Genomic DNA, 19,720 nt, shown 5'->3' on the forward strand with positions numbered 1-19,720 from the left:
CGAAGGCGGTGTGTCAGTCGACATCAATATTGACTGATACACCGCCTTCGCGAGCAAGCCCGCTCCCACATTGGATTGGCGGTGCCCTAAAGATCCGACACCGGCCAACAGTCAAAGGTCGATCAAAGATTCTCGTACCGGTTCATGTCCAGCACGCCCTCTTCCACCGGTTCGGTCTCATGGACGTACCGGCTCAGGTCATGGAAGTAGAACCAGAACTGCGGATGGCTGCGACGAATTCCCCAGTGCTCGACGATTCTCTCGAAGCGATTGGCGTCCCTGGCGTTTTCCATCTCGCCCACGAACTCAGGCACTTGCTCGGCCGGAATGTTGAACATGAAGTTCGGATAGCTGCTGAGCACGCCCGGATAAATAGTCAATGTGTCGAGCCCTGGCTGATACCGCAGCGATTCACCGAGCAGGAACGCGACGTTACTGTGCGCGCGATTGCGCAGCAGGCTGTAGACCTCGCGCTTGCCGCTTTGGGTTTCGATGCGCAGCAGGGTCGCTTCCGGCAATTGATCGATAACCTTCAGCCCGGCCGCCGGGCGCGAAATCAGGCGACTCAAGGCCTGCTCGGCGCTCTGCAAGGCCGGGTCGATGTTCGGCCGCGAGCAATAAGCGCCGTCACAACGGTTGATCGGATCGGGCTTGGCGTTGAGGTCACCGTAACGGGTCAGCAACTGCATGGCGAAATCGCGTTTCGGGTCCTTTTCGTCCAGTACCAGCGCCGTCTCTTTGTCGTTGTCGATGGCCTCGTAGTCCAGCCACATCTTGAATTTTCCGCCGCTCTGGTACCAATCGTCGAGGTAATCGTCGCGCGAATTGGCCGGCATCAGGCGCAGGAAATTCTGCTCGGCACCGTTGCGGATCAGGTCGAAGTACAGGCGCGTTTGCGCCTGATGGGAAACATTGCCGAACACGTCGAAGTTGACCGCCAACTGATAATAGCTGCGTTCCAGCAGCGGGAAGTCGAACAGCCACATCGTTTGCGGCACATCACCGATCAGGCCTTTGTTCACCGAGGCACTGTCGAAATGCCGGAAGATCGTCAGCAAGGCGTTATCGTTGCCAGCCCATAAGGTCGACCAGCTCGGCGCCGGCGCATCAGCGTAACTCTCACGGCGCAGCGCCTCGTACTCGTTACGCTTGTTGCGGTAGTCATGCCACAGGCTCAGGACGCTGCCGACATCGTCGTTCTGCCCCGGCATCGCCAGCAGCGGTGTCGCCTGGCCGCGATACTTCGGATCGATGATGTAGAGATCGTGCTCAGGCGCCTGGAACATTGCCCAAAAGTTATCGCGGATCACGTCGGTGGCGATCTGGCCGCGGCACACCGGGCCACGAATGAAGGTGCGCACAAAGTATTCAGCGTTATCGAGCATGAATTGATAACGCGCCTGGGCCGGGATCGCCTCGAATGTGGTGAACGGATTGGCCCGACGCTCCGGCCCGTAGCCCGGCAAGGCGTTGACCTGCCAGCTGCCGTTATAGAAGAGGCTTTTGATCCGTGCCATCTTCGCCGCGCTCAACGGGTAGGTGATGTGGGTCTTCTGCACAATCACGCCTTGCACCGGCCACAAGCGGTAATACACCTGAGTGCCCGGATCATCATTCGGGCGGCGTGTGTTGATCAGATCGATCGGCTGGCCGGTCGGCGTGCGCGAACGTACCCACTGAAAGAAATGCCCCGGCTCGCCGTCCTTGACATAGAGGTGAGCGAGAAACCAATGCTCGAACAACCAGCGCCCTACCAGGCTTTGCCGTGCGCCCGGTGCGTTGAGCAGGTTTTCCCACTGCACCACCTGTAAGGCTTCTTTGGCGCTCGGCACAAGACCTTGTGCGTCAATCGGCGCGCCGGACGCCAGCCAACGCTGAAGTGTCTTGTACTGCTGATTGGTCAGGCCGGTGACCGCTAGCGGCATGCCTTCTTTCGGATGCGTGTTGGCGTAGCCGTCGAACTCGGCCGGCATTGCGCACGAGTTTTCCCGGTTCAGGCCCAGAACGATCTCTTCTGGCAACCTGGCATTGGGTTGCAAAGGAGTTTTGTGGCCCAACTCAAGCATCCGCGCCATCAACGCAGCCTGGCTGCCCTGAGCGTCGAGTACCGAATAGAAGTCCTTTTGCTGCCAGGCGCGTTTACCGAAGGCGTCATAAAACAGCCGGGTCGGCGCGGCAGCCTGACGGCGTTGGCCGTCGTAGACCGGGACCTTGGTCGCGCCACGGGCAGCCCCTTCGCCACTGCCCAGATTGAGCTGACAGGCGGCGTCGTAGCAGGCATGGCAGGCCACACACTTTTCGGTGAAGATCGGTTGTATGTCGCGGCTGTAGGAAATGGCGGAGGAACTGGCCGGATCCTGCGCGGCAACGCCCCAGCTTAAAAACAGCAAAACAATGCTGATGACGCGATAAGACATATCCCTGGTCCCGATCATGAAAAAACGCCGCGATTCTGCCGGTCTGCCCCCTCCTCCAACATGAGCGATATTCATGCAAAACCGGGACATGCTCTAAAACCGCACAGGTTTGCTATTATCCCGCCCCTTCGTCATGGTCTTTCCGAGTAGTCCAAATGTCCGATCGCAGTGTTCGCCTTCAAGCTCTCAAGCACGCCCTCAAAGAGCGCATCCTGATTCTCGATGGCGGCATGGGCACGATGATCCAGAGCTACAAGCTCGAGGAGCAGGATTACCGCGGCAAACGCTTCGCCGACTGGCCAAGTGACGTCAAAGGCAACAACGACCTGTTGATCCTGACGCGCCCGGACGTGATTGGCGCCATCGAGAAAGCCTACCTGGATGCCGGCGCCGACATTCTGGAAACCAACACCTTCAACGCCACCCAAGTGTCCCAGGCAGACTACGGCATGCAGGGCCTGGCGTACGAGCTAAACGTAGAAGGCGCACGTCTGGCGCGCAAGGTGGCAGACGCCAAGACCCTGGAAACCCCGGACAAGCCGCGCTTCGTCGCGGGCGTGCTCGGTCCTACAAGTCGCACCTGCTCGCTGTCGCCTGACGTGAACAACCCCGGCTACCGCAACGTGACCTTCGATGAACTGGTGGAAAACTACACCGAGGCCACCAAAGGCCTGATCGAAGGCGGCGCCGACCTGATCCTGATCGAGACCATTTTCGACACCCTGAACGCCAAAGCGGCGATCTTCGCGGTGCAAGGTGTGTACGAAGAACTCGGCGTCGAGTTGCCGATCATGATCTCCGGCACGATTACCGATGCCTCCGGCCGTACGCTCTCCGGCCAGACCACCGAAGCGTTCTGGAACTCCGTGGCCCACGCCAAGCCGATTTCGGTCGGCCTGAACTGCGCACTCGGCGCCAGCGAATTGCGCCCGTACCTGGAAGAGCTGTCGAACAAGGCCAGCACCCACGTCTCCGCGCACCCGAACGCTGGCCTGCCGAACGAATTCGGCGAGTACGACGAACTGCCGTCGGAAACCGCCAAGGTCATCGAAGAGTTCGCCCAAAGCGGCTTCCTCAACATCGTCGGCGGTTGCTGCGGCACCACGCCGGGCCACATCGAAGCCATCGCCAACGCCGTGGCCGGTTACGCGCCGCGTGAAATTCCGGACATCCCAAAGGCCTGCCGCCTGTCGGGCCTGGAACCGTTCACCATCGATCGCAACTCGTTGTTCATCAACGTCGGCGAGCGGACCAACATCACCGGTTCAGCCAAGTTCGCCCGCCTGATCCGTGAAGACAACTACACCGAAGCCCTGGAAGTCGCCCTGCAACAGGTCGAAGCCGGAGCCCAGGTGATCGACATCAACATGGACGAAGGGATGCTCGATTCGAAGAAGGCCATGGTGACCTTCCTCAACCTGATTGCCGGTGAGCCGGACATCTCCCGCGTACCGATCATGATCGACTCTTCAAAATGGGAAGTGATCGAAGCCGGCCTCAAGTGCATCCAAGGGAAGGGCATCGTCAACTCGATCAGCATGAAGGAAGGCGTCGAGCAGTTCATTCATCACGCCAAACTGTGCAAACGCTACGGTGCCGCCGTGGTCGTGATGGCCTTCGACGAAGCTGGCCAGGCCGACACCGAAGCGCGCAAGAAAGAAATCTGCAAACGCTCCTACGACATTCTGGTCAACGAAGTCGGCTTCCCGCCGGAAGACATCATCTTCGACCCGAACATCTTCGCCATCGCCACCGGCATCGAAGAACACAACAACTATGCTGTGGACTTCATCAACGCCTGTGCCTACATCCGTGACGAACTGCCGTACGCGCTGACCTCGGGCGGTGTGTCCAACGTGTCGTTCTCGTTCCGGGGCAACAACCCGGTGCGCGAGGCGATTCACTCGGTGTTCCTGCTGTATGCGATCCGCAACGGCCTGACCATGGGTATCGTCAACGCCGGCCAGCTGGAGATCTACGACCAGATCCCGGCCGAACTGCGTGACGCCGTTGAAGACGTAGTGCTCAACCGCACCCCGGAAGGCACTGACGCCCTCCTCGCCATTGCCGACAAGTACAAGGGCGACGGCAGCGTCAAGGAAGCCGAGACCGAAGAGTGGCGCGGCTGGCCTGTCAACAAGCGTCTGGAGCATGCACTGGTCAAAGGCATCACCACGCATATCGTTGAAGACACCGAAGAATCCCGTCAGTCGTTCGCTCGCCCGATCGAAGTGATCGAAGGCCCGCTGATGTCCGGCATGAACATCGTCGGCGACCTGTTCGGCGCCGGCAAAATGTTCCTGCCGCAGGTGGTGAAATCCGCCCGCGTGATGAAGCAGGCCGTGGCTCACTTGATCCCGTTCATCGAACTGGAAAAAGGCGACAAGCCGGAAGCCAAGGGCAAGATCCTGATGGCCACGGTAAAAGGCGACGTGCACGACATCGGCAAGAACATCGTCGGCGTGGTGCTGGGCTGTAACGGCTACGACATCGTCGACCTCGGCGTGATGGTCCCGGCGGAGAAAATCCTGCAAGTAGCCAAGGAGCAGAAGTGCGACATCATCGGCCTGTCCGGCCTGATCACGCCTTCGCTGGATGAAATGGTCCACGTCGCTCGCGAGATGCAGCGTCAGGATTTCCATCTGCCACTGATGATCGGTGGCGCGACCACCTCGAAAGCGCACACGGCGGTGAAGATCGAGCCGAAATACAGCAACGATGCGGTGATCTACGTGACCGACGCCTCCCGCGCCGTGGGCGTGGCGACGCAGTTGCTGTCCAAGGAATTGAAACCGGCCTTCATCGAGAAGACTCGCCTGGAATATATCGAAGTCCGCGAGCGCACCGCCAACCGCAGCGCCCGTACCGAACGCCTGAGCTATCCGGCGGCCGTCGCCAAGAAGCCACAGTTCGACTGGAGCACTTACGAGCCGGTCAAACCGACGTTTACCGGCGCCAAGGTGCTGGACAACATCGACCTGAAAGTCCTGGCCGAATACATCGACTGGACGCCGTTCTTTATCTCCTGGGACCTGGCCGGCAAATACCCGCGCATTCTGCAGGACGAAGTGGTCGGTGAAGCCGCCACTGCGCTGTTCGCCGATGCCCAGGAAATGCTCGCCAAACTGATCGACGAAAAACTCATCAGCGCCCGTGCGGTGTTCGGCTTCTGGCCGGCCAACCAGGTGCGAGAGGATGACATCGAAGTCTACGGCGATGACGGCAAGCCGATTGCCAAGCTGCATCACCTGCGTCAGCAGATCATCAAGACCGACGGCAAACCGAACTTCTCCCTGGCTGACTTCGTTGCACCGAAGGACAGCGAAGTGACCGACTACGTGGGTGGTTTCATCACCACCGCCGGGATCGGTGCCGAAGAAGTGGCCAAGGCCTATCAGGATGCCGGCGACGATTACAACTCGATCATGGTCAAGGCACTGGCCGACCGTTTGGCGGAGGCGTGCGCCGAGTGGCTGCACCAACAGGTCCGTAAAGACTACTGGGGTTACGCCAAGGACGAGACGCTCGACAACGAGGCGCTGATCAAAGAGCAATACACCGGTATCCGCCCTGCCCCGGGCTACCCGGCCTGCCCGGATCACACCGAGAAATCCACACTGTTCAAGTTGCTGGACCCTGAGGCCTCGGAAATGAAAGCCGGCCGCAGCGGCGTGTTCCTTACCGAGCACTACGCCATGTTCCCGGCGGCTGCGGTCAGCGGTTGGTACTTCGCTCACCCGCAGGCGCAGTATTTTGCTGTAGGCAAGATCGACAAGGATCAGGTGCAGAGCTACACGTCTCGCAAGGGTCAGGAGTTGAGCGTAACCGAGCGCTGGTTGGCGCCGAACCTGGGTTACGACAACTGATAGTGGTCCCGGGAGTCGACTGGTGCGACTCCCGGGGTTCTTATGAAAGCTGCAGGGTTAACGTTGCAGCCCCACCAGCGTCCGTTCTTTTTCAGACAATTTGCGCACCAACTTTCCTTGCTCGAAGAGAAGGTCTGCCTCTATCGCCTGCATGGCGGTTTTGTACTGCTCCTCCGCGCCTTCGCCGTAATCTGGATACGCCTCCTCTACATCATGCTCTCTGCCTGCGAACCCCTCTCGCACCTGGGCGAACCGTTCAGGGTATTTGCCCTTCAAATAGTCGCTCCAGTACTTGCGGCCGACCAAGTCATCAATAAATGCCGATGATTGTTCTGCCGCTATCACTTCAGCATGGGCCGCATCCAGCATGGCAGACGAAACGTTGCCGCTATAGCGCATCCCTCTTGGCTGCCCCGGCAACTCAAGTCGCTCGGCAAGGCCGATACGATAGGCCAACCGCACCTCCGCCGGATCAATTGAGCGGCGCTGTGCGTGTCGCTGGACAATGTCGCGGTTAGCGATTTCCTCGACTTTCCCAAGGCGAAACAGGTTCCTGCCAAGTCTGAACAAGACGTTGCCTTGTTGGCCCGGGGAAATTGACTTCGAAGTCTCAAATTCGAAAGCCTTGACTTCTATATCACTGAACAACAGGATTTGACCATCAACGCAAGTTGCGCCAGACCTTGCCATTTCGAATATCGTATCCCTCAGACCTGCGTCGCTATCGACCACCCTCAGTACGGTATGGACCCGCCGCACAAGATCAGAACGCCCCGTCAGAAAGTCTGTCGTACCTTCCATTTTGGTCAGCAGATTGAAGAAGAACTTACTGTTGTGCGCTTGCTCGAAGTCATTCCATATCCGTATCAATTCCTCTGAGTCGGCGGCTGACGGAGCGATCCATCGCTCACGGGCGTCAATACCTGTCACCTCATCCATATCCACTTCTACGTCACTTGCGATCGAGTCATCGCTATCGCTGTCGTTAAAGCGGTCGCTGTCACTACTGCCATTAAACCGTTCCAGCGCCTCGTCAATCTCTCCTGGCGTCCATCCCACTATCTGCTCGCCTTCCTGCACCTGATTGCGCAACATTAGCAGGCTCACGCCATCCAGAGTTTCGTTGCTGGACAGATCCGTGCCCGCACGCAATACCCTGTGTTCATCGGTCATCAGGACCGACGGAATGGACTCGATCATGTTGTCGCGCAAATCCAGTGCGCGGAGCGAGGGGAGCTGAAGCGCTCCCTGCGGCCAGATGATCAGTCGGTTGCCACTCAGATCGAGGGCCTGCAAACGGGTAAGAGGGCTGACATCCAGCGACTCAAGCCAGTTTTCTGCCAGGTTCAATGACTCCAGGTTGCTCAATCCTGCAAGCTGACGTTGGAGCTGAGGCGCATTGGAAAAACGGTTATTGACTGCCGAAAGTCGCTTGAGGCTGTTCAGTGAGGTAACGGACTCTGGCAAGGCATACATTGCGTTGGCATTCAGCGCCAGGGTATGAACATGAGTAAACGCACCAAGGAAATCGCTTAGCCCCTCTTCTCTCAGATACACGTCGTTCAGGTTCAGCGCACCGACATGAGCGAAGTCGGCGGGTAGAGCCGGGAGATTGCCCAAGGGGTTATCGGACAGATCAAGGATATAACCTCCCGATGCGCTCTCCACGGCCAGCGCCCCGCGGAGGTTCTGCCTCCAGCACGCCATTATCCGGTCAGCCGCCTGACGACGCTCGGTGGCTGCAATCCACACAGGAGGAGAGGATTCACCCATCTGCTGTGGTGGGGTTTCGATCCATGTGTTCAGGGTCTTCGTCAATGCCTGATGTTGTCTGTCCCATTTGGCCAATTGCTCATACACGGGGCCAGCGCCGCCATGGCGTAACGTCAGTTCATCAATCATTTGTATCGCCTCGGCGCCTGGCAGATCCGGGTCAAGCCTTCGCAAGCGGGCTTGCGGGGTCAAGCGAGTCAGGTCATTGCCAGGTACAACGGGCAGCGGCAGTAACAAGTCCGGATTTTGCGCGACCAAAACCGGAAAATACTCTGGTTCACCCATGGTATAGCCCGCCTGCAAGCTGGCTCTGGAGATACCCATGGGTGTTTCGGAAGAAGTACTTGCCAGCAAATCGGTGCGAGCCTTGGCCGTCAACCGACAGCCAATCATATCGATCCTTAGAGCGTCATGACCGGTCAGGGCAGCCTCAGGAATCGTCGTGATCGCGCTGTTGTTCAACTCGAGCCTGCCGAGGCCGGACAAGTCCAACGCACCTTTGGGCCAGTCTTTAATGGCGGTATGACCCACACGCAGGGTCTTCAAGCGGGTCATGGCGCTGACATCCAGCGAATCGAGCCGGTTATAGCGCAAGTCCAGGCTTTCAAGCGCAGACAACCGGTTCAAGCGTTGCTGAATACTCGGGGTAATTGTCAGGTGATTTCGGCTCAGCTCCAGATCAGTGAGTTTTCCGAGGTTGCCCAATGCCGACGGAAGATCCTGCAGTTGATTGCCACTCAGATCCAACCCGCGAATATCGGTGAAGCCGCTCAAAAAACGACTGAAATCCTCGGATGAAGCCACCACATTCGACATTTGCAGGGTTTGCACATGGGCAAAATCGGTTGCTGACAGCGCTGGCAGTTCAGGCAGATCGCCCAGAGCCCAGCCGGACAAATCAAGATTCGATGAAATGATTTGTCGCGGAATGACAGACCATGGCCGCACCGTTGAAGGTACGGACTGAGGTTGCAAAGACTGTGCCTCCTCCGTACCGCCATAGCGTTTACGCAGACCATCACGCCAACACTCACGGATTCGCCGGGCAACGGATTCTCGTTCCCGAATGTTGACTTGCCGGCCATTGGCTCTTGCTGTTCGCTGCTGCCACGCCTCCAGTTGCTGTTGCAATGCCAGTCCATCCTGGCGCAATGCATTGATCCGTGCCAGCAACGCCCGCCCTGCCAACCCCTCAGCCTTCATTCGCCCAAGGGCAATCTTCGAAAGCTCGTCGCTTGTCTCCAGGGCGTTGTGTAGCGTGCCCTGGCAATAACGATCGAGCATTTGCCCGGTATCCAGCAAATGCGCAGGATTGTCGTGCACATACTCGTATGCCTTCACGAAGTCCTCAGTGCTCAGCCTGGCCCAGTTGAGCTTCATGCCAGGCCACAGTGATTCATGACCGGATAGCCATTCAGGGGGAAGTGTCTTGACGCTTGAGTGAGTGAGATCCAGCGACCTGAGCTGCGGCAATTGCAGAGCGCCCTTCGGCCAGACCTCTGTCGTCCCGTACACACTCAACGAATGCAGTTGAGTCAGGCGACTGACATCCAGCTCGTCCGCCATGCCGATCACGTCCAATCGTTGCAGTTGTGGCATCGCGTCTATCACCGATTGGGCAGCTTCGGTGAATTGCGGCCCCCCCGGCCCTGCCATCCGCAGTTCACGAATACTCGGCAGTGCCTTCAGCCTCTCGGCCAGTTGAACCCTATCGACGCCATCCTGGATCCCCAACCATAGCGACCGGACGTTGGGGAACTGGCGCAAAAAGGCTTCCGGTGTCTGACTCAATACTCCACCAACGTTCATATTCAGACCAGTTACGTGAGGAAAGTTGCCGGCCAGTTCCGGCAGGCTGTCTGCAGCGCCCACGTCCAGATAAGCACCGCCATAGCCATCATAAATACCCCTCTTCTGCCAGACGTCTTTAATGTTTCGAGCGACTTGATGGCGGACCGTATTCTGGCCGCCGCTGCGTACCCATTGGTCGAGCTGCGCCGTCAGTGCCTCGTATTCCCGGCTCCGCATGTTCAGTAAATTGGCGATCTGCGTTTCGGTCATGCCATCCAGCGCAAGCTGGATGACCATTGATTCCGCCAACTCATCGGTGAAGTTCGGATAGACATCCCGCAACCTGGAGACCAACGAGGGATTCACCATTGCTCCGGCACCTCGCCCGCTCATTGGGTAGCCGACCCTGCCGTCAGCCAGTCGCACCGGAGGACGGAATCGTGACGTGGCGACTTTGGGCACGAGGGTTTCCATCATCTGGTCGCGGTGGCCGATGGCATAGGTGGTCAATGTCTTTTGTAACTTGGCACCCTGCGCCACATTGGGCATGCCCAACTGAGTGCGGACGTCGTCCGGCAACGCATGCCTGACCGAAGAGAAAAAGTTGTCGCCTTCTTTCGGCACGCTGTTCAACGAGTTTGTTTGCTGGTCGAAGGCCTGGAACTGGTTGGCTTGATGATGCTGATAGCCGTCCTTGACCAGGTATTTGACTTGCTCGGCCGTCTCGCTACCGATGCTGTCGAGCAGTTTTCCGCCGCAATCGCCCTGACGAACTTCCAGGCGCAGGTTTTTCGGCCAGCCGGGGAGTTTTCCCAGGCTGTGCAGCGCCAGGCGCTGGCTGTCGGATGAGGCCATGCTCTCCAGCTGCAATCCGGCCAAGGCCTTGTTCAGCCGAGTAACCCGGGCGCGCGCACGCCCCTTGAGCAACAGACTGCTCGGGAGTCGGCCGGTTTGATTGATGTGCAGCCGCTCCTTGGCTGTGGCATTGGCCAGAACTTCTTGCGCCGCGTCCGTCGATAGACTGGGGAAAGTACGTTGCAGCGCCTGAGTTTCACGCGTTGTTGCCTTGGAGTCCTGGCTGAGTTTGTCGAACAATGAGTTTTTGTTGCCCGAAAGATGGGCGCCAAGCTGTTGTCGAAAAACCGTTTCACGCTCTGCCTCGACCCGCGCACCTTCACCCCCCAGCAAGCGAACAATTTCTTCCTCATCCAGTGCCGCAAGCACTCGTTCGGGCAATTTCCCGGCAGACACATCCTCACGGGAAATCCTGATGCTCGGCTTCGCGGGTGTCGACGCCTCACCGTAGCGGGACGAAGCACCGCTCAGGCTTGCATTGTCGAACACGTCGATCACCCGTCCCTGCGGCCAACGCGGCATTTTGATCACTTGCGGCAAGACGTCGTTGTAGCGGCTGTCCGGCACCGGCTGATCGAGACGAATCTGATCAATCATTTCATTGAGCTGACGGTCGATTTGAAACTGCCGCAGCGTGTCGGATATCGCTGATGGCAAGCGCAGGTTATCCGTATGGATCTTGCGCAGCACGCCGTCGTTAACGCCGCTGATATCGGCGATTTTCTCCAGCGTCACCGCGTCAATACCGTCGGTGACCGGGCCAAGACGTCGTAACAAGGTGGCACGATCCCATTCCAGGGGGCGCTCGAAACGATGGTGCCACGCGCCCTCACCGTTGTGTTCGAGAACGGGGGAGTAAGCGTTCGGGTCCGTCGGGTGTTTGAGACGCCATTTGTTCAGCTTTGGGTCGAAGGTTTTTTCGTAGACGTTACCGTCGAGCCTGATATAGGTCTTGCCGTCCACTTCATACTGCCCGAGCTTGTTGGGCTTGAGCCCCGCTGGCACGACCCTGTCGCTCAGGTAAGGCGTCAAACCAGGCCGCCACAATTGTTCGCTGCCAAACGGCAATTTGACGTTGACCAGGCCATCGACAACGGGTGTGGACAGCACTTTCGGCGCTTTACTGGCAACCGCACCTACAGCCGCCATGAATGCCACGTTCACGGCCACCGACTTCAAATAACTCCAGGCCTGATCCGTGTCCCCGATGCTCCAGGCTTCAACCCCGTGATAAATGTCTGTGGTCAGTTGCACAGCCATCACAGCCATCATTACCTCGCCCAGGCCAGGCACAAAAAATGCGGCCACGTTGAGTATGTTCAGCCCCCACTCGGCATATCGGGCGAGTCGTTCATACCAGGCGTCATGATCGACCTTGGCCGTCGGCACCGCCAGTTGCTCGGCAGTCTCCTTCAAGCGCTTTTGGTGCCGCATGTACAGCTCGTCGAACAGCTCCGTGTCAAAAAACTCTTCGCTGATATCAAGAGCCGGCTCGTCCCGGTAAACATTTTCGTAGATTCCGTCCATGTGCCCCAAGAGGGTCTCTTTACGGTATGGGAAATCCGGGTTCCATTTGAGTGTTTGCAGAGCAGTCTTGATCTTGCCGAGGAACTTGCCCGCATCACCGTGGGGGATGAGCCTGAGGAAAGAGCGCTGGTAATTCACATCGCGCAGCCTGTAGCTCAGGTCATTTTCAAAGGACTTGAGCGAGGCATATTCCATGACCGGCGCCACCGGATCACCCGGAATACAGACGATGATCCGCGAGTCCTGGTAACCCAGTACGTCAAACAGGTTTACACCGGGATTGGTCCAGCTGAAGTTGACCTTTTTACCTTTGCGCCGACTTGCGCCAATGACAAACAGCTCACTGACAGGCGACCCCAGCACATGCAACTGACTGCAAGTGACGCGCTCACCGTCCAGAGTTGCCGATTTGTCGCCGTTGAGCACGGCCAGCAATGTGCTGTAGGCCGATGGCGTGATCAGCGATTTGAGGTGGGCGATATGGGCATGCACCCGCAGACTGTCCTTCCACGCGTCGATCGTTTGGGTGCGCACGGTGGCCGCCCTGTCCGCGGCGTCAAACATCGCCGTCAGGTGTTCCTGATACTGCTTGCCGATATCCAGTTCACGGCATAGCGAGGCGAAATCGGCGGGCTTTATCGGTAGCTTCTTGATCCTGTAGCGCGTTGAAGGGCCCATTTCCGGATAGTCCCAACCGTAAGGTCCACCTTGTGATTCCAGATTGGCAGCCCGTTTACCTCGTTCAGCAATGACGTCACGCTCATCAAACACCTGGTCTTCTTCAAAATTGCGCAGTGCCAGTTGCAGCAGTGTCTGGTGAGTGATGAGCGATCCTGCAAAGGGCTCGTAGAGCCAAGTCTGTGCAACATCAACTTTCAACCCGAACTTTTTTTGCAACGCCGCTTCGAGCAACGGTTGCGCGAATTCGGTGACCCCTTTGAGCCCGGTGAGTGTTTTTGCCAGGGTTTCGTTGGAGGTTCGACTGCGCTTCTGGTCGTCCCGTACAGTTTGTCGTTGGTCGCTGGAGGCCTTCTGAAACCAGTCCGGCATGGCATTTTCGGCCAGGCCTCCCGGTGTTCTCGCCCGATCCAGAGCCCGGATGTTTGGCGGGGTCAGGTGGCGTATCCGATGGTGCAGCTTTTTTTTGATGAAATGGTTGTGAAGGCCCTTTTCCTGGGCCGATGGGACTCCACTCATGTGGCAATACCTGATGCTGTAAATGAAGCACCAGTCAATCAGCAGGTTTGTCGTCCAGGGCGGTACATATTTATACCGGGTAGCGCCGGGGGCGATCTTCTTTCCGTGGGTTGTCTATGCTTGTCTTACTCAAACGGGAGACGAGGGGTTTATGGACGATCCAGCCGACAACAAACCGCCCACCTTCTGGCAGATGCTGCAAAGCGTCATGGCGGCGGCGTTCGGAGTGCAGAGCGGGAAGAACCGGGCGCGGGACTTCACTCACGGCAAGCCCAGTCATTTCGTGATTCTGGGGATTTTGTTCACCGCGGTGTTCGCATTGACGCTGTATGGCATCGTGCAACTGGTGGTGCACTTGGCCGAGGTTTAGCGCATCAAGGTTTGCAGGTTGAACGGATAGCGATACGACGTCGGCCGGCCCTTGGCTGAAAGACGGCGGAAGTTCACACCGTAATCCGGTGATTCCCCCATGGCCAGCAATCGCTTGGCCTGGGCCTTGTCGATCAGTTGCAGCAACGGGATTCGCAGGTCTCGGCCCCCGTAATGGGTGAGATCCACGCCCTGCTCAAGATCATGTAACTCCACCAGCGCCCAGCCGCCCAATGTGAAGTGCCCGCCCAACAGCACGCTGATGCGTCCGTCGACCGTCGCCTGCAACGCCGCTGGCGAGGTGTTGACCGCACTGAACAACGCATCCTTGCCGGGTAGCCCACCCGCCTCCGAGTACGCCTGCATGGCGCCAAACGCCATTTCGTCATTGGCTGACCACACCAGCGAGACCTTCGGGTAACGCTTGAAGAGCAGTTTGGCCTGTTCATACGCCCGTTCCCGGGTCCAGCCACTGTAAACCAGTTGTCGCAAGTGCACTTCCGGGTGTTCGGCCAAAGCCCGCATCATGCCTTGCTCGCGCAGTTGCGCCGAAGGGGTGATCTTCAGGCCGGAAAACGCCAGCAACTCGATGACCTGACCGGGCGCCGCGGGCGGATGCTGGCGAATCAGTTCCTTGAGCATCAGGTAGCCACCCTCCTCGTCGTTGGGCACCAGGCTGCCCAAGCGCTCAGGGCGCTCACCCAGCAGGCTCATTTGATTGGCCGTCAGGGACGCGTTGACCATAAACAGCTTCACCCCGCTGCCCTGGGCCAGGCGAATGATCTGTGGGGCGACGTACTGTTCGTTGACGAAAACCAGATAGTCCGGACGATCAGGGCCTTGCAGCGCCTGACGGGCTTGCGCCAGCGTGAGCTCCGGCATGCGCCGGGAATAGAGAATTCGCAGGTCAATGCCCAGATCCGTGGCTGCCGCCTGCATGAATTGCGAGTAACTGACCCAGAAGGCTTCCTGAGTGGCTCCGGGATTCAGGAACAACACCGATTCCGCGCGCACACCGGGTCCGTAAACCGCGCCGCACATCAGCAGGAATGAGTAGAAAAACTTAAACATTGATCGTCCGAGCCCCCCGGCAATTCGCCGCGCATTATAGCCAGCGAAGTTCCGTAAAACGGCGTTTATTCGGGCAATTGTCCGACAATCGTCGGAATCGGGACCGGACGGGTCGGTTATTGATGGCTGACCCAAAATACCGCTGTGCCCACGACCAGGATGATCAGGAACAGAATGGCCCAAGCATCGACCGTGCTATCGGGTTTTGACGTTTTGGTAGGGTTGTTCATTGCATCGCCTCTTGTCGGTTTTATCGGTGATCGCATAAAGACTCGAGCACAGTTAAGACGATGATTGCCCGCACCACAAATGTGGGTTTTAGAGCGATGAGGCCCATTAGTCGTTTTGGTTCTTTACATATACTCAAACATCACTTTTGCGCATAACTGCAAACTGGTATCTTGCCCCGGCTCCGTTGGGAGTGCGCGGCCGTGCGCGCAGAATTGCCGAGGCAGCATCGGAGACTTTCCAGGCGAAAAACGCAACTGGATCCGACCGGCCCAAGCCTGAGAACAGGACTTATATGTACGTATACGACGAGTACGATCAGCGGATCATCGAGGACCGCGTCAAGCAGTTCCGTGATCAGACCCGACGCTATCTGGCAGGCGAGCTGAGCGAAGAAGAATTCCGCCCCCTGCGCCTGCAAAATGGCCTTTATATCCAGCGCTTCGCGCCGATGTTGCGGGTGGCGGTGCCTTACGGCCAACTGACTTCGCGCCAGACGCGAATGATGGCCAGGATTGCCCGCGACTATGACAAGGGCTATGCCCACATCAGTACCCGGCAGAACGTGCAGTTCAACTGGCCGGCGCTGGAAGACATCCCGGACATCCTTGCAGAGCTGGCAACCGTGCAAATGCACGCTATCCAGACCAGCGGCAACTGCTTGCGCAACGTCACCACCGACCAGTTCGCCGGTGTCGCTGCCGACGAGCTGATCGATCCGCGCCCGTGGTGCGAGATCGTCCGCCAATGGACCACGTTCCACCCTGAATTCGCTTACTTGCCGCGCAAGTTCAAGATCGCCATCAACGGTTCGACTTCCGACCGTGCGGCCATCGAAGTCCATGACATCGGCCTTGAGCCGGTGCACAACGCCGCTGGCGAGCTGGGCTTCCGTGTGCTGGTGGGTGGTGGTCTGGGCCGTACCCCGGTGGTGGGCGCGTTCATCAATGAATTCCTGCCTTGGCAAGACCTGTTGAGCTACCTCGACGCCATCCTGCGGGTCTACAACCGCTATGGCCGTCGTGACAACAAGTACAAGGCGCGGATCAAGATTCTGGTCAAGGCTTTGACCCCTGAAGTCTTCGCGCAAAAAGTCGATGCGGAAATGGAGCACCTTCGCGGTGGCCAGACCACGCTGACCGACGCCGAAGTGCATCGTGTGGCCAAACACTTCGTCGACCCCGAGTACAAGGCTCTGGACAACCAGACCCTGGCGTTGGCCGAACTCGATAAAGAACACCCGGGCTTCGCGCGCTGGCGCACCCGCAATACCCTGGCTCACAAGAAGCCCGGTTATGTAGCCGTGACCCTGTCCCTGAAGCCGACCGGTGTTGCACCGGGCGACATCACCGACAAGCAGCTCGACGCCGTTGCCGACCTCGCCGACCGTTACAGCTTCGGTCAGTTGCGCACCTCCCACGAGCAGAACATCATTCTGGCCGACGTTGAGCAGACTCAACTGTTCGCGATGTGGGGCGAGTTGCGCGAACAGGGTTTCGCCACGCCGAACATCGGCTTGCTGACCGACATCATCTGCTGCCCGGGTGGCGACTTCTGCTCCCTGGCAAACGCCAAGTCGATCCCGATTGCCGAGTCGATCCAGCGTCGCTTCGAAGACCTGGATTACCTGTTCGATATCGGCGAACTGGACCTGAACATCTCCGGCTGCATGAACGCCTGTGGTCACCACCACGTCGGACACATCGGCATCCTCGGGGTGGACAAGAAAGGCGAAGAGTTCTACCAGGTGTCCCTGGGTGGCAGCGCCAGCCGTGACGCCAGCCTGGGCAAGATCCTCGGCCCGTCTTTCGCCCAGGAAGCCATGCCTGATGTAATTGAGAAGCTGATCGACGTGTACATCGAACAACGTACCGAAGACGAGCGTTTCATCGACACCTATCAGCGTATTGGCATCGACCTCTTTAAGGAGCGCGTCTATGCAGCGAATAATTAAGAACAACGAAGTCGTCGACGAAACCTGGCACTTGCTGCCCAAGGACTTCAACATCGACGAGATCAGCAACTGCGACGACCTGATCGTCCCGTTGCAGCTGTGGCGCGAACACAGCCGCATGCTCAAGGCCCGCGATGGCGGCCTGGGTGTATGGCTGGATGCCGATGAAGAAGCGGAAGAAATCGGTGACGACGTGGAAAATTTCCAGGTGATCGCCCTGAATTTCCCAGCCTTCACTGATGGTCGCAACTACTCCAACGCCCGCCTGCTGCGCGACCGTTACGGGTTCAAAGGCGAACTGCGGGCAATCGGCGATGTGCTGCGCGACCAGTTGTTCTACCTGCACCGCTGCGGTTTCGACGCCTTTGCGATCCGCGCCGATAAAGACCCGTACGAAGCCCTGGAAGGTCTCAAGGACTTCTCGGTGACCTATCAGGCTGCTACCGACGAACCGCTGCCGCTGTTCCGTCGCCGCTAAGTACGTGTAAAACAAAAAGCCCTGAATCGGAAATTCGGTTCAGGGCTTTTTTGTGTCCGGCGTAAACGATTACGCGACGGTGCTTACCAGAAGCGTTGCTGGGTCAACCGGCTCCACCAGCTCAGCAGCACACGATCTACCGAGCCGCTGGCCGCCATGCCGATGCGTTCCTGCAGGCTTTTGCGTTCGGCGTAGTGCAAGTGGTACAGCTCGGACTTCTTGGCACGTTCGGCGAGGTATTCATCGCTGGTTTTCAGCTCGTCTACCAGTTGTTTATCCAGCGCCGCGATGCCGAGCCAGATTTCGCCGGTGGCCACTTCGTCGATGGCCAGTTGCGGGCGATAGCGGGAAACGAAGTTCTTGAACAGCTGGTGAGTGATGTCCAGATCTTCCTGGAACTTCTCGCGGCCCTTCTCGGTGTTTTCGCCAAACACCGTCAGGGTGCGCTTGTACTCGCCCGCGGTCAGCACTTCGAAGTCGATGTCGTGCTTTTTCAGCAGGCGGTTGACGTTAGGCAACTGCGCCACAACGCCAATCGAGCCGAGGATCGCGAACGGTGCGCTGATGATCTTCTCGCCGATGCACGCCATCATGTAGCCGCCGCTGGCCGCAACCTTGTCGATGCACACGGTCAACGGCACACCGGCATCACGGATACGCGCCAGTTGCGAGGACGCCAGGCCGTAGCTGTGAACCATGCCACCGCCGCTTTCGAGACGCAGCACCACTTCATCCTTGGGCGTGGCGAGGGTCAGCAGCGCGGTGATTTCATGGCGCAGGCTTTCGGTGGCCGACGCCTTGATGTCGCCGTCGAAATCGAGCACAAACACCCGTGGCTTGGCCTCGGTTTTCTTCTTTTGCTTTTTCTCGGTTTTAGCTTCGACCTTGCGCAAGGCCTTGAGCTGGTCCTTGTCGAGCAAGGTTTGCTCCAGGCGTTCGCGCAGCCCTTTGTAGAAATCATTCAGTTTGCTGACTTGCAACTGGCCGACCGACTTGCGTCGACCTTTGCTGCGCAACGCCGCGAAACTGGCCAGGACCACCAGAATGGCGATCACCAGTGTCACGGTCTTAGCCAGAAAAACTGCGTACTCGGCAAAAAACTCCATAAGGCATCCAATGAGGCGTGAAAGGCCCATTCTACGGGCTTCGTTCAGCCGATGTCTAACACTGTTCTAACAGTTTTCTAACACTTTGTGACACTCTGAGAGCCCCACATAGCCTAACTACCAGAGGCGCACAGGCACGCGTTTAGGACCCCTCGCAGGCGCACGACAAGGCTCAGGCGCGAGGCCCCACGGGGGACTTTCCGACCGTTAAAGCATTAAGGTGCTGTCTCCCAAAATTTCGCTATTTTCTGGATATCCCTCATCAGGACCCAAGACGGTCTCATCTGGTAACTGGCAGTAATAACTATCTGTATTTACGTAAGGGCCGTGAAGGTCTTTCAGAGCTTGCCGCATGACACACACCAGCTCATTAAGGGCAAGTGACGATGCGTCTCGCGCCTCAAAGAATCCCTTGCCGGGTCTTATCTGCTTACCATCTTTACCTATAATTCCTTGGACCAAACCGGTTCGGGCGTTGATGTTGATGCCCTTCGGATACCAGTCATAGGAGGCCGAACTGCTTGTTCTGATTGTTCTCTCCATGAGTGCAGACCCTTAAGTTGTCTGGGTGATTGTTACTTGGATTTCCGTCTACGTGATCGATTTCGACACCCGAGGGCACAGGACCATGGATCAGCTCATACACGACATGATGCAGCATCTTTTTGTTCGGCTCCTTGCCGACACCGACCATCTGTGTCCACTCTTTCGGGGGAACAATCATTGGCTGATAGCGAGGCGTAACACCAGCGAGCGAGTAGGCACGAGAGCAAAGCTTGTCCGCCCATGCTTGAGTCAGGTGGACGAACTCACCGTCGAGCTTCACGTTGCCTGCATGCTCCCGCTTGACCTCCACCAACTGAGTGGACTCGATGAGAAGCTCTAACAGCCGAATCCCCATGTGATACGTCATATCGTTCTCAAGGGAATCCCAAGAGGACCACGTTGAGTGCAGCTCGTTGTCTGTAGTGGTCAACTAATTCCGGACACCTCGATAGGTGATTTTGACGCCATCGCCCGTTCGTAAACGGTCGGTGGCAGATATCCCAGTTTCGAGTGCAGCCGTTCGTTGTTGTAAAACCCAACGA

The 19,720-nt window shown here is 57.9% G+C and carries 10 protein-coding genes; 4 read left to right on the forward strand and 6 right to left on the reverse strand.

The genetic code is table 11. The annotated features are described in order from the left end of the window. Window positions 1–122: 122 nt before the first annotated feature. The gene (locus tag FQ187_RS28485) at window positions 123–2,417 is read right to left on the reverse strand and encodes a fatty acid cis/trans isomerase (protein ID WP_149632035.1); all 2,295 of its coding nucleotides are present in this window, start codon (window positions 2,415–2,417) and stop codon (window positions 123–125) included. A 155-nt stretch (window positions 2,418–2,572) separates the two neighbouring features. Between FQ187_RS28485 and metH the strand changes: the two genes are divergently transcribed. After that, the gene (gene metH, locus FQ187_RS28490) at window positions 2,573–6,283 is read left to right on the forward strand and encodes a methionine synthase (protein ID WP_149632036.1); all 3,711 of its coding nucleotides are present in this window, start codon (window positions 2,573–2,575) and stop codon (window positions 6,281–6,283) included. Between the two features lie 57 nt (window positions 6,284–6,340). Here metH and FQ187_RS28495 read toward each other — a convergent pair whose 3' ends face one another. Beyond that, entirely contained in the window at window positions 6,341–13,426 is a 7,086-nt protein-coding gene (locus tag FQ187_RS28495; protein WP_149632037.1) for an NEL-type E3 ubiquitin ligase domain-containing protein, read from the reverse strand. Between the two features lie 151 nt (window positions 13,427–13,577). On the opposite strand from FQ187_RS28495, the gene FQ187_RS28500 reads away from it, so the two are divergent. Continuing rightward, the gene (locus FQ187_RS28500) at window positions 13,578–13,796 is read left to right on the forward strand and encodes a DUF2970 domain-containing protein (RefSeq protein WP_149632038.1); all 219 of its coding nucleotides are present in this window, start codon (window positions 13,578–13,580) and stop codon (window positions 13,794–13,796) included. Here FQ187_RS28500 and FQ187_RS28505 read toward each other — a convergent pair. Then, window positions 13,793–14,866 (reverse strand): ABC transporter substrate-binding protein, encoded by a 1,074-nt coding sequence (locus FQ187_RS28505; protein ID WP_149632039.1) that lies wholly within the window; start codon window positions 14,864–14,866, stop codon window positions 13,793–13,795. The two genes, FQ187_RS28500 and FQ187_RS28505, sit on opposite strands and share 4 nt — an antisense overlap. A gap of 523 nt (window positions 14,867–15,389) precedes the next feature. Here FQ187_RS28505 and FQ187_RS28510 point away from each other — a divergent pair. After that, a complete protein-coding gene (locus FQ187_RS28510; protein ID WP_149632040.1) occupies window positions 15,390–17,048 on the forward strand; it encodes a nitrite/sulfite reductase in 1,659 nt (552 codons plus the stop codon). Next, entirely contained in the window at window positions 17,032–17,526 is a 495-nt protein-coding gene (locus FQ187_RS28515; RefSeq protein ID WP_038982933.1) for a DUF934 domain-containing protein, read from the forward strand. The genes FQ187_RS28510 and FQ187_RS28515 overlap by 17 nt, the downstream gene beginning before the upstream one ends. 83 nt (window positions 17,527–17,609) lie before the next feature. Here the strand turns inward: FQ187_RS28515 and sohB are convergent, their stop codons facing one another. The 3 genes from sohB to FQ187_RS28530 form a co-directional block, all read right to left on the reverse strand. Further along, a complete protein-coding gene (sohB, locus tag FQ187_RS28520) occupies window positions 17,610–18,632 on the reverse strand; it encodes a protease SohB (protein ID WP_129443624.1) in 1,023 nt (340 codons plus the stop codon). Between the two features lie 207 nt (window positions 18,633–18,839). Next, on the reverse strand, window positions 18,840–19,175 hold the full coding sequence (locus tag FQ187_RS28525; RefSeq protein ID WP_149632041.1) for a hypothetical protein: 336 nt from the start codon (window positions 19,173–19,175) through the stop codon (window positions 18,840–18,842). After that, the gene (locus FQ187_RS28530) at window positions 19,135–19,545 is read right to left on the reverse strand and encodes an HNH endonuclease signature motif containing protein (RefSeq protein ID WP_149632042.1); all 411 of its coding nucleotides are present in this window, start codon (window positions 19,543–19,545) and stop codon (window positions 19,135–19,137) included. The genes FQ187_RS28525 and FQ187_RS28530 overlap by 41 nt, the downstream gene beginning before the upstream one ends. Between the last annotated feature and the right edge of the window lie 175 nt (window positions 19,546–19,720).

The organism is Pseudomonas sp. ANT_J28, from assembly GCF_008370005.1.
GTDB classification, from domain to species: domain Bacteria; phylum Pseudomonadota; class Gammaproteobacteria; order Pseudomonadales; family Pseudomonadaceae; genus Aquipseudomonas; species Aquipseudomonas frigoris.

Bases quoted from the DNA above. Each gene is read 5' to 3' on its own strand.
- sohB (WP_129443624.1), bottom strand. From the start codon at position 18,632: ATGGAGTTTTTTGCCGAGTACGCAGTTTTTCTGGCTAAGACCGTGACA.
- metH (WP_149632036.1), top strand. From the start codon at position 2,573: ATGTCCGATCGCAGTGTTCGCCTTCAAGCTCTCAAGCACGCCCTCAAA.
- FQ187_RS28530 (WP_149632042.1), bottom strand. From the start codon at position 19,545: ATGACGTATCACATGGGGATTCGGCTGTTAGAGCTTCTCATCGAGTCC.
- FQ187_RS28510 (WP_149632040.1), top strand. From the start codon at position 15,390: ATGTACGTATACGACGAGTACGATCAGCGGATCATCGAGGACCGCGTC.
- FQ187_RS28495 (WP_149632037.1), bottom strand. From the start codon at position 13,426: ATGAGTGGAGTCCCATCGGCCCAGGAAAAGGGCCTTCACAACCATTTC.
- FQ187_RS28525 (WP_149632041.1), bottom strand. From the start codon at position 19,175: ATGGAGAGAACAATCAGAACAAGCAGTTCGGCCTCCTATGACTGGTAT.
- FQ187_RS28515 (WP_038982933.1), top strand. From the start codon at position 17,032: ATGCAGCGAATAATTAAGAACAACGAAGTCGTCGACGAAACCTGGCAC.
- FQ187_RS28500 (WP_149632038.1), top strand. From the start codon at position 13,578: ATGGACGATCCAGCCGACAACAAACCGCCCACCTTCTGGCAGATGCTG.
- FQ187_RS28485 (WP_149632035.1), bottom strand. From the start codon at position 2,417: ATGTCTTATCGCGTCATCAGCATTGTTTTGCTGTTTTTAAGCTGGGGC.
- FQ187_RS28505 (WP_149632039.1), bottom strand. From the start codon at position 14,866: ATGTTTAAGTTTTTCTACTCATTCCTGCTGATGTGCGGCGCGGTTTAC.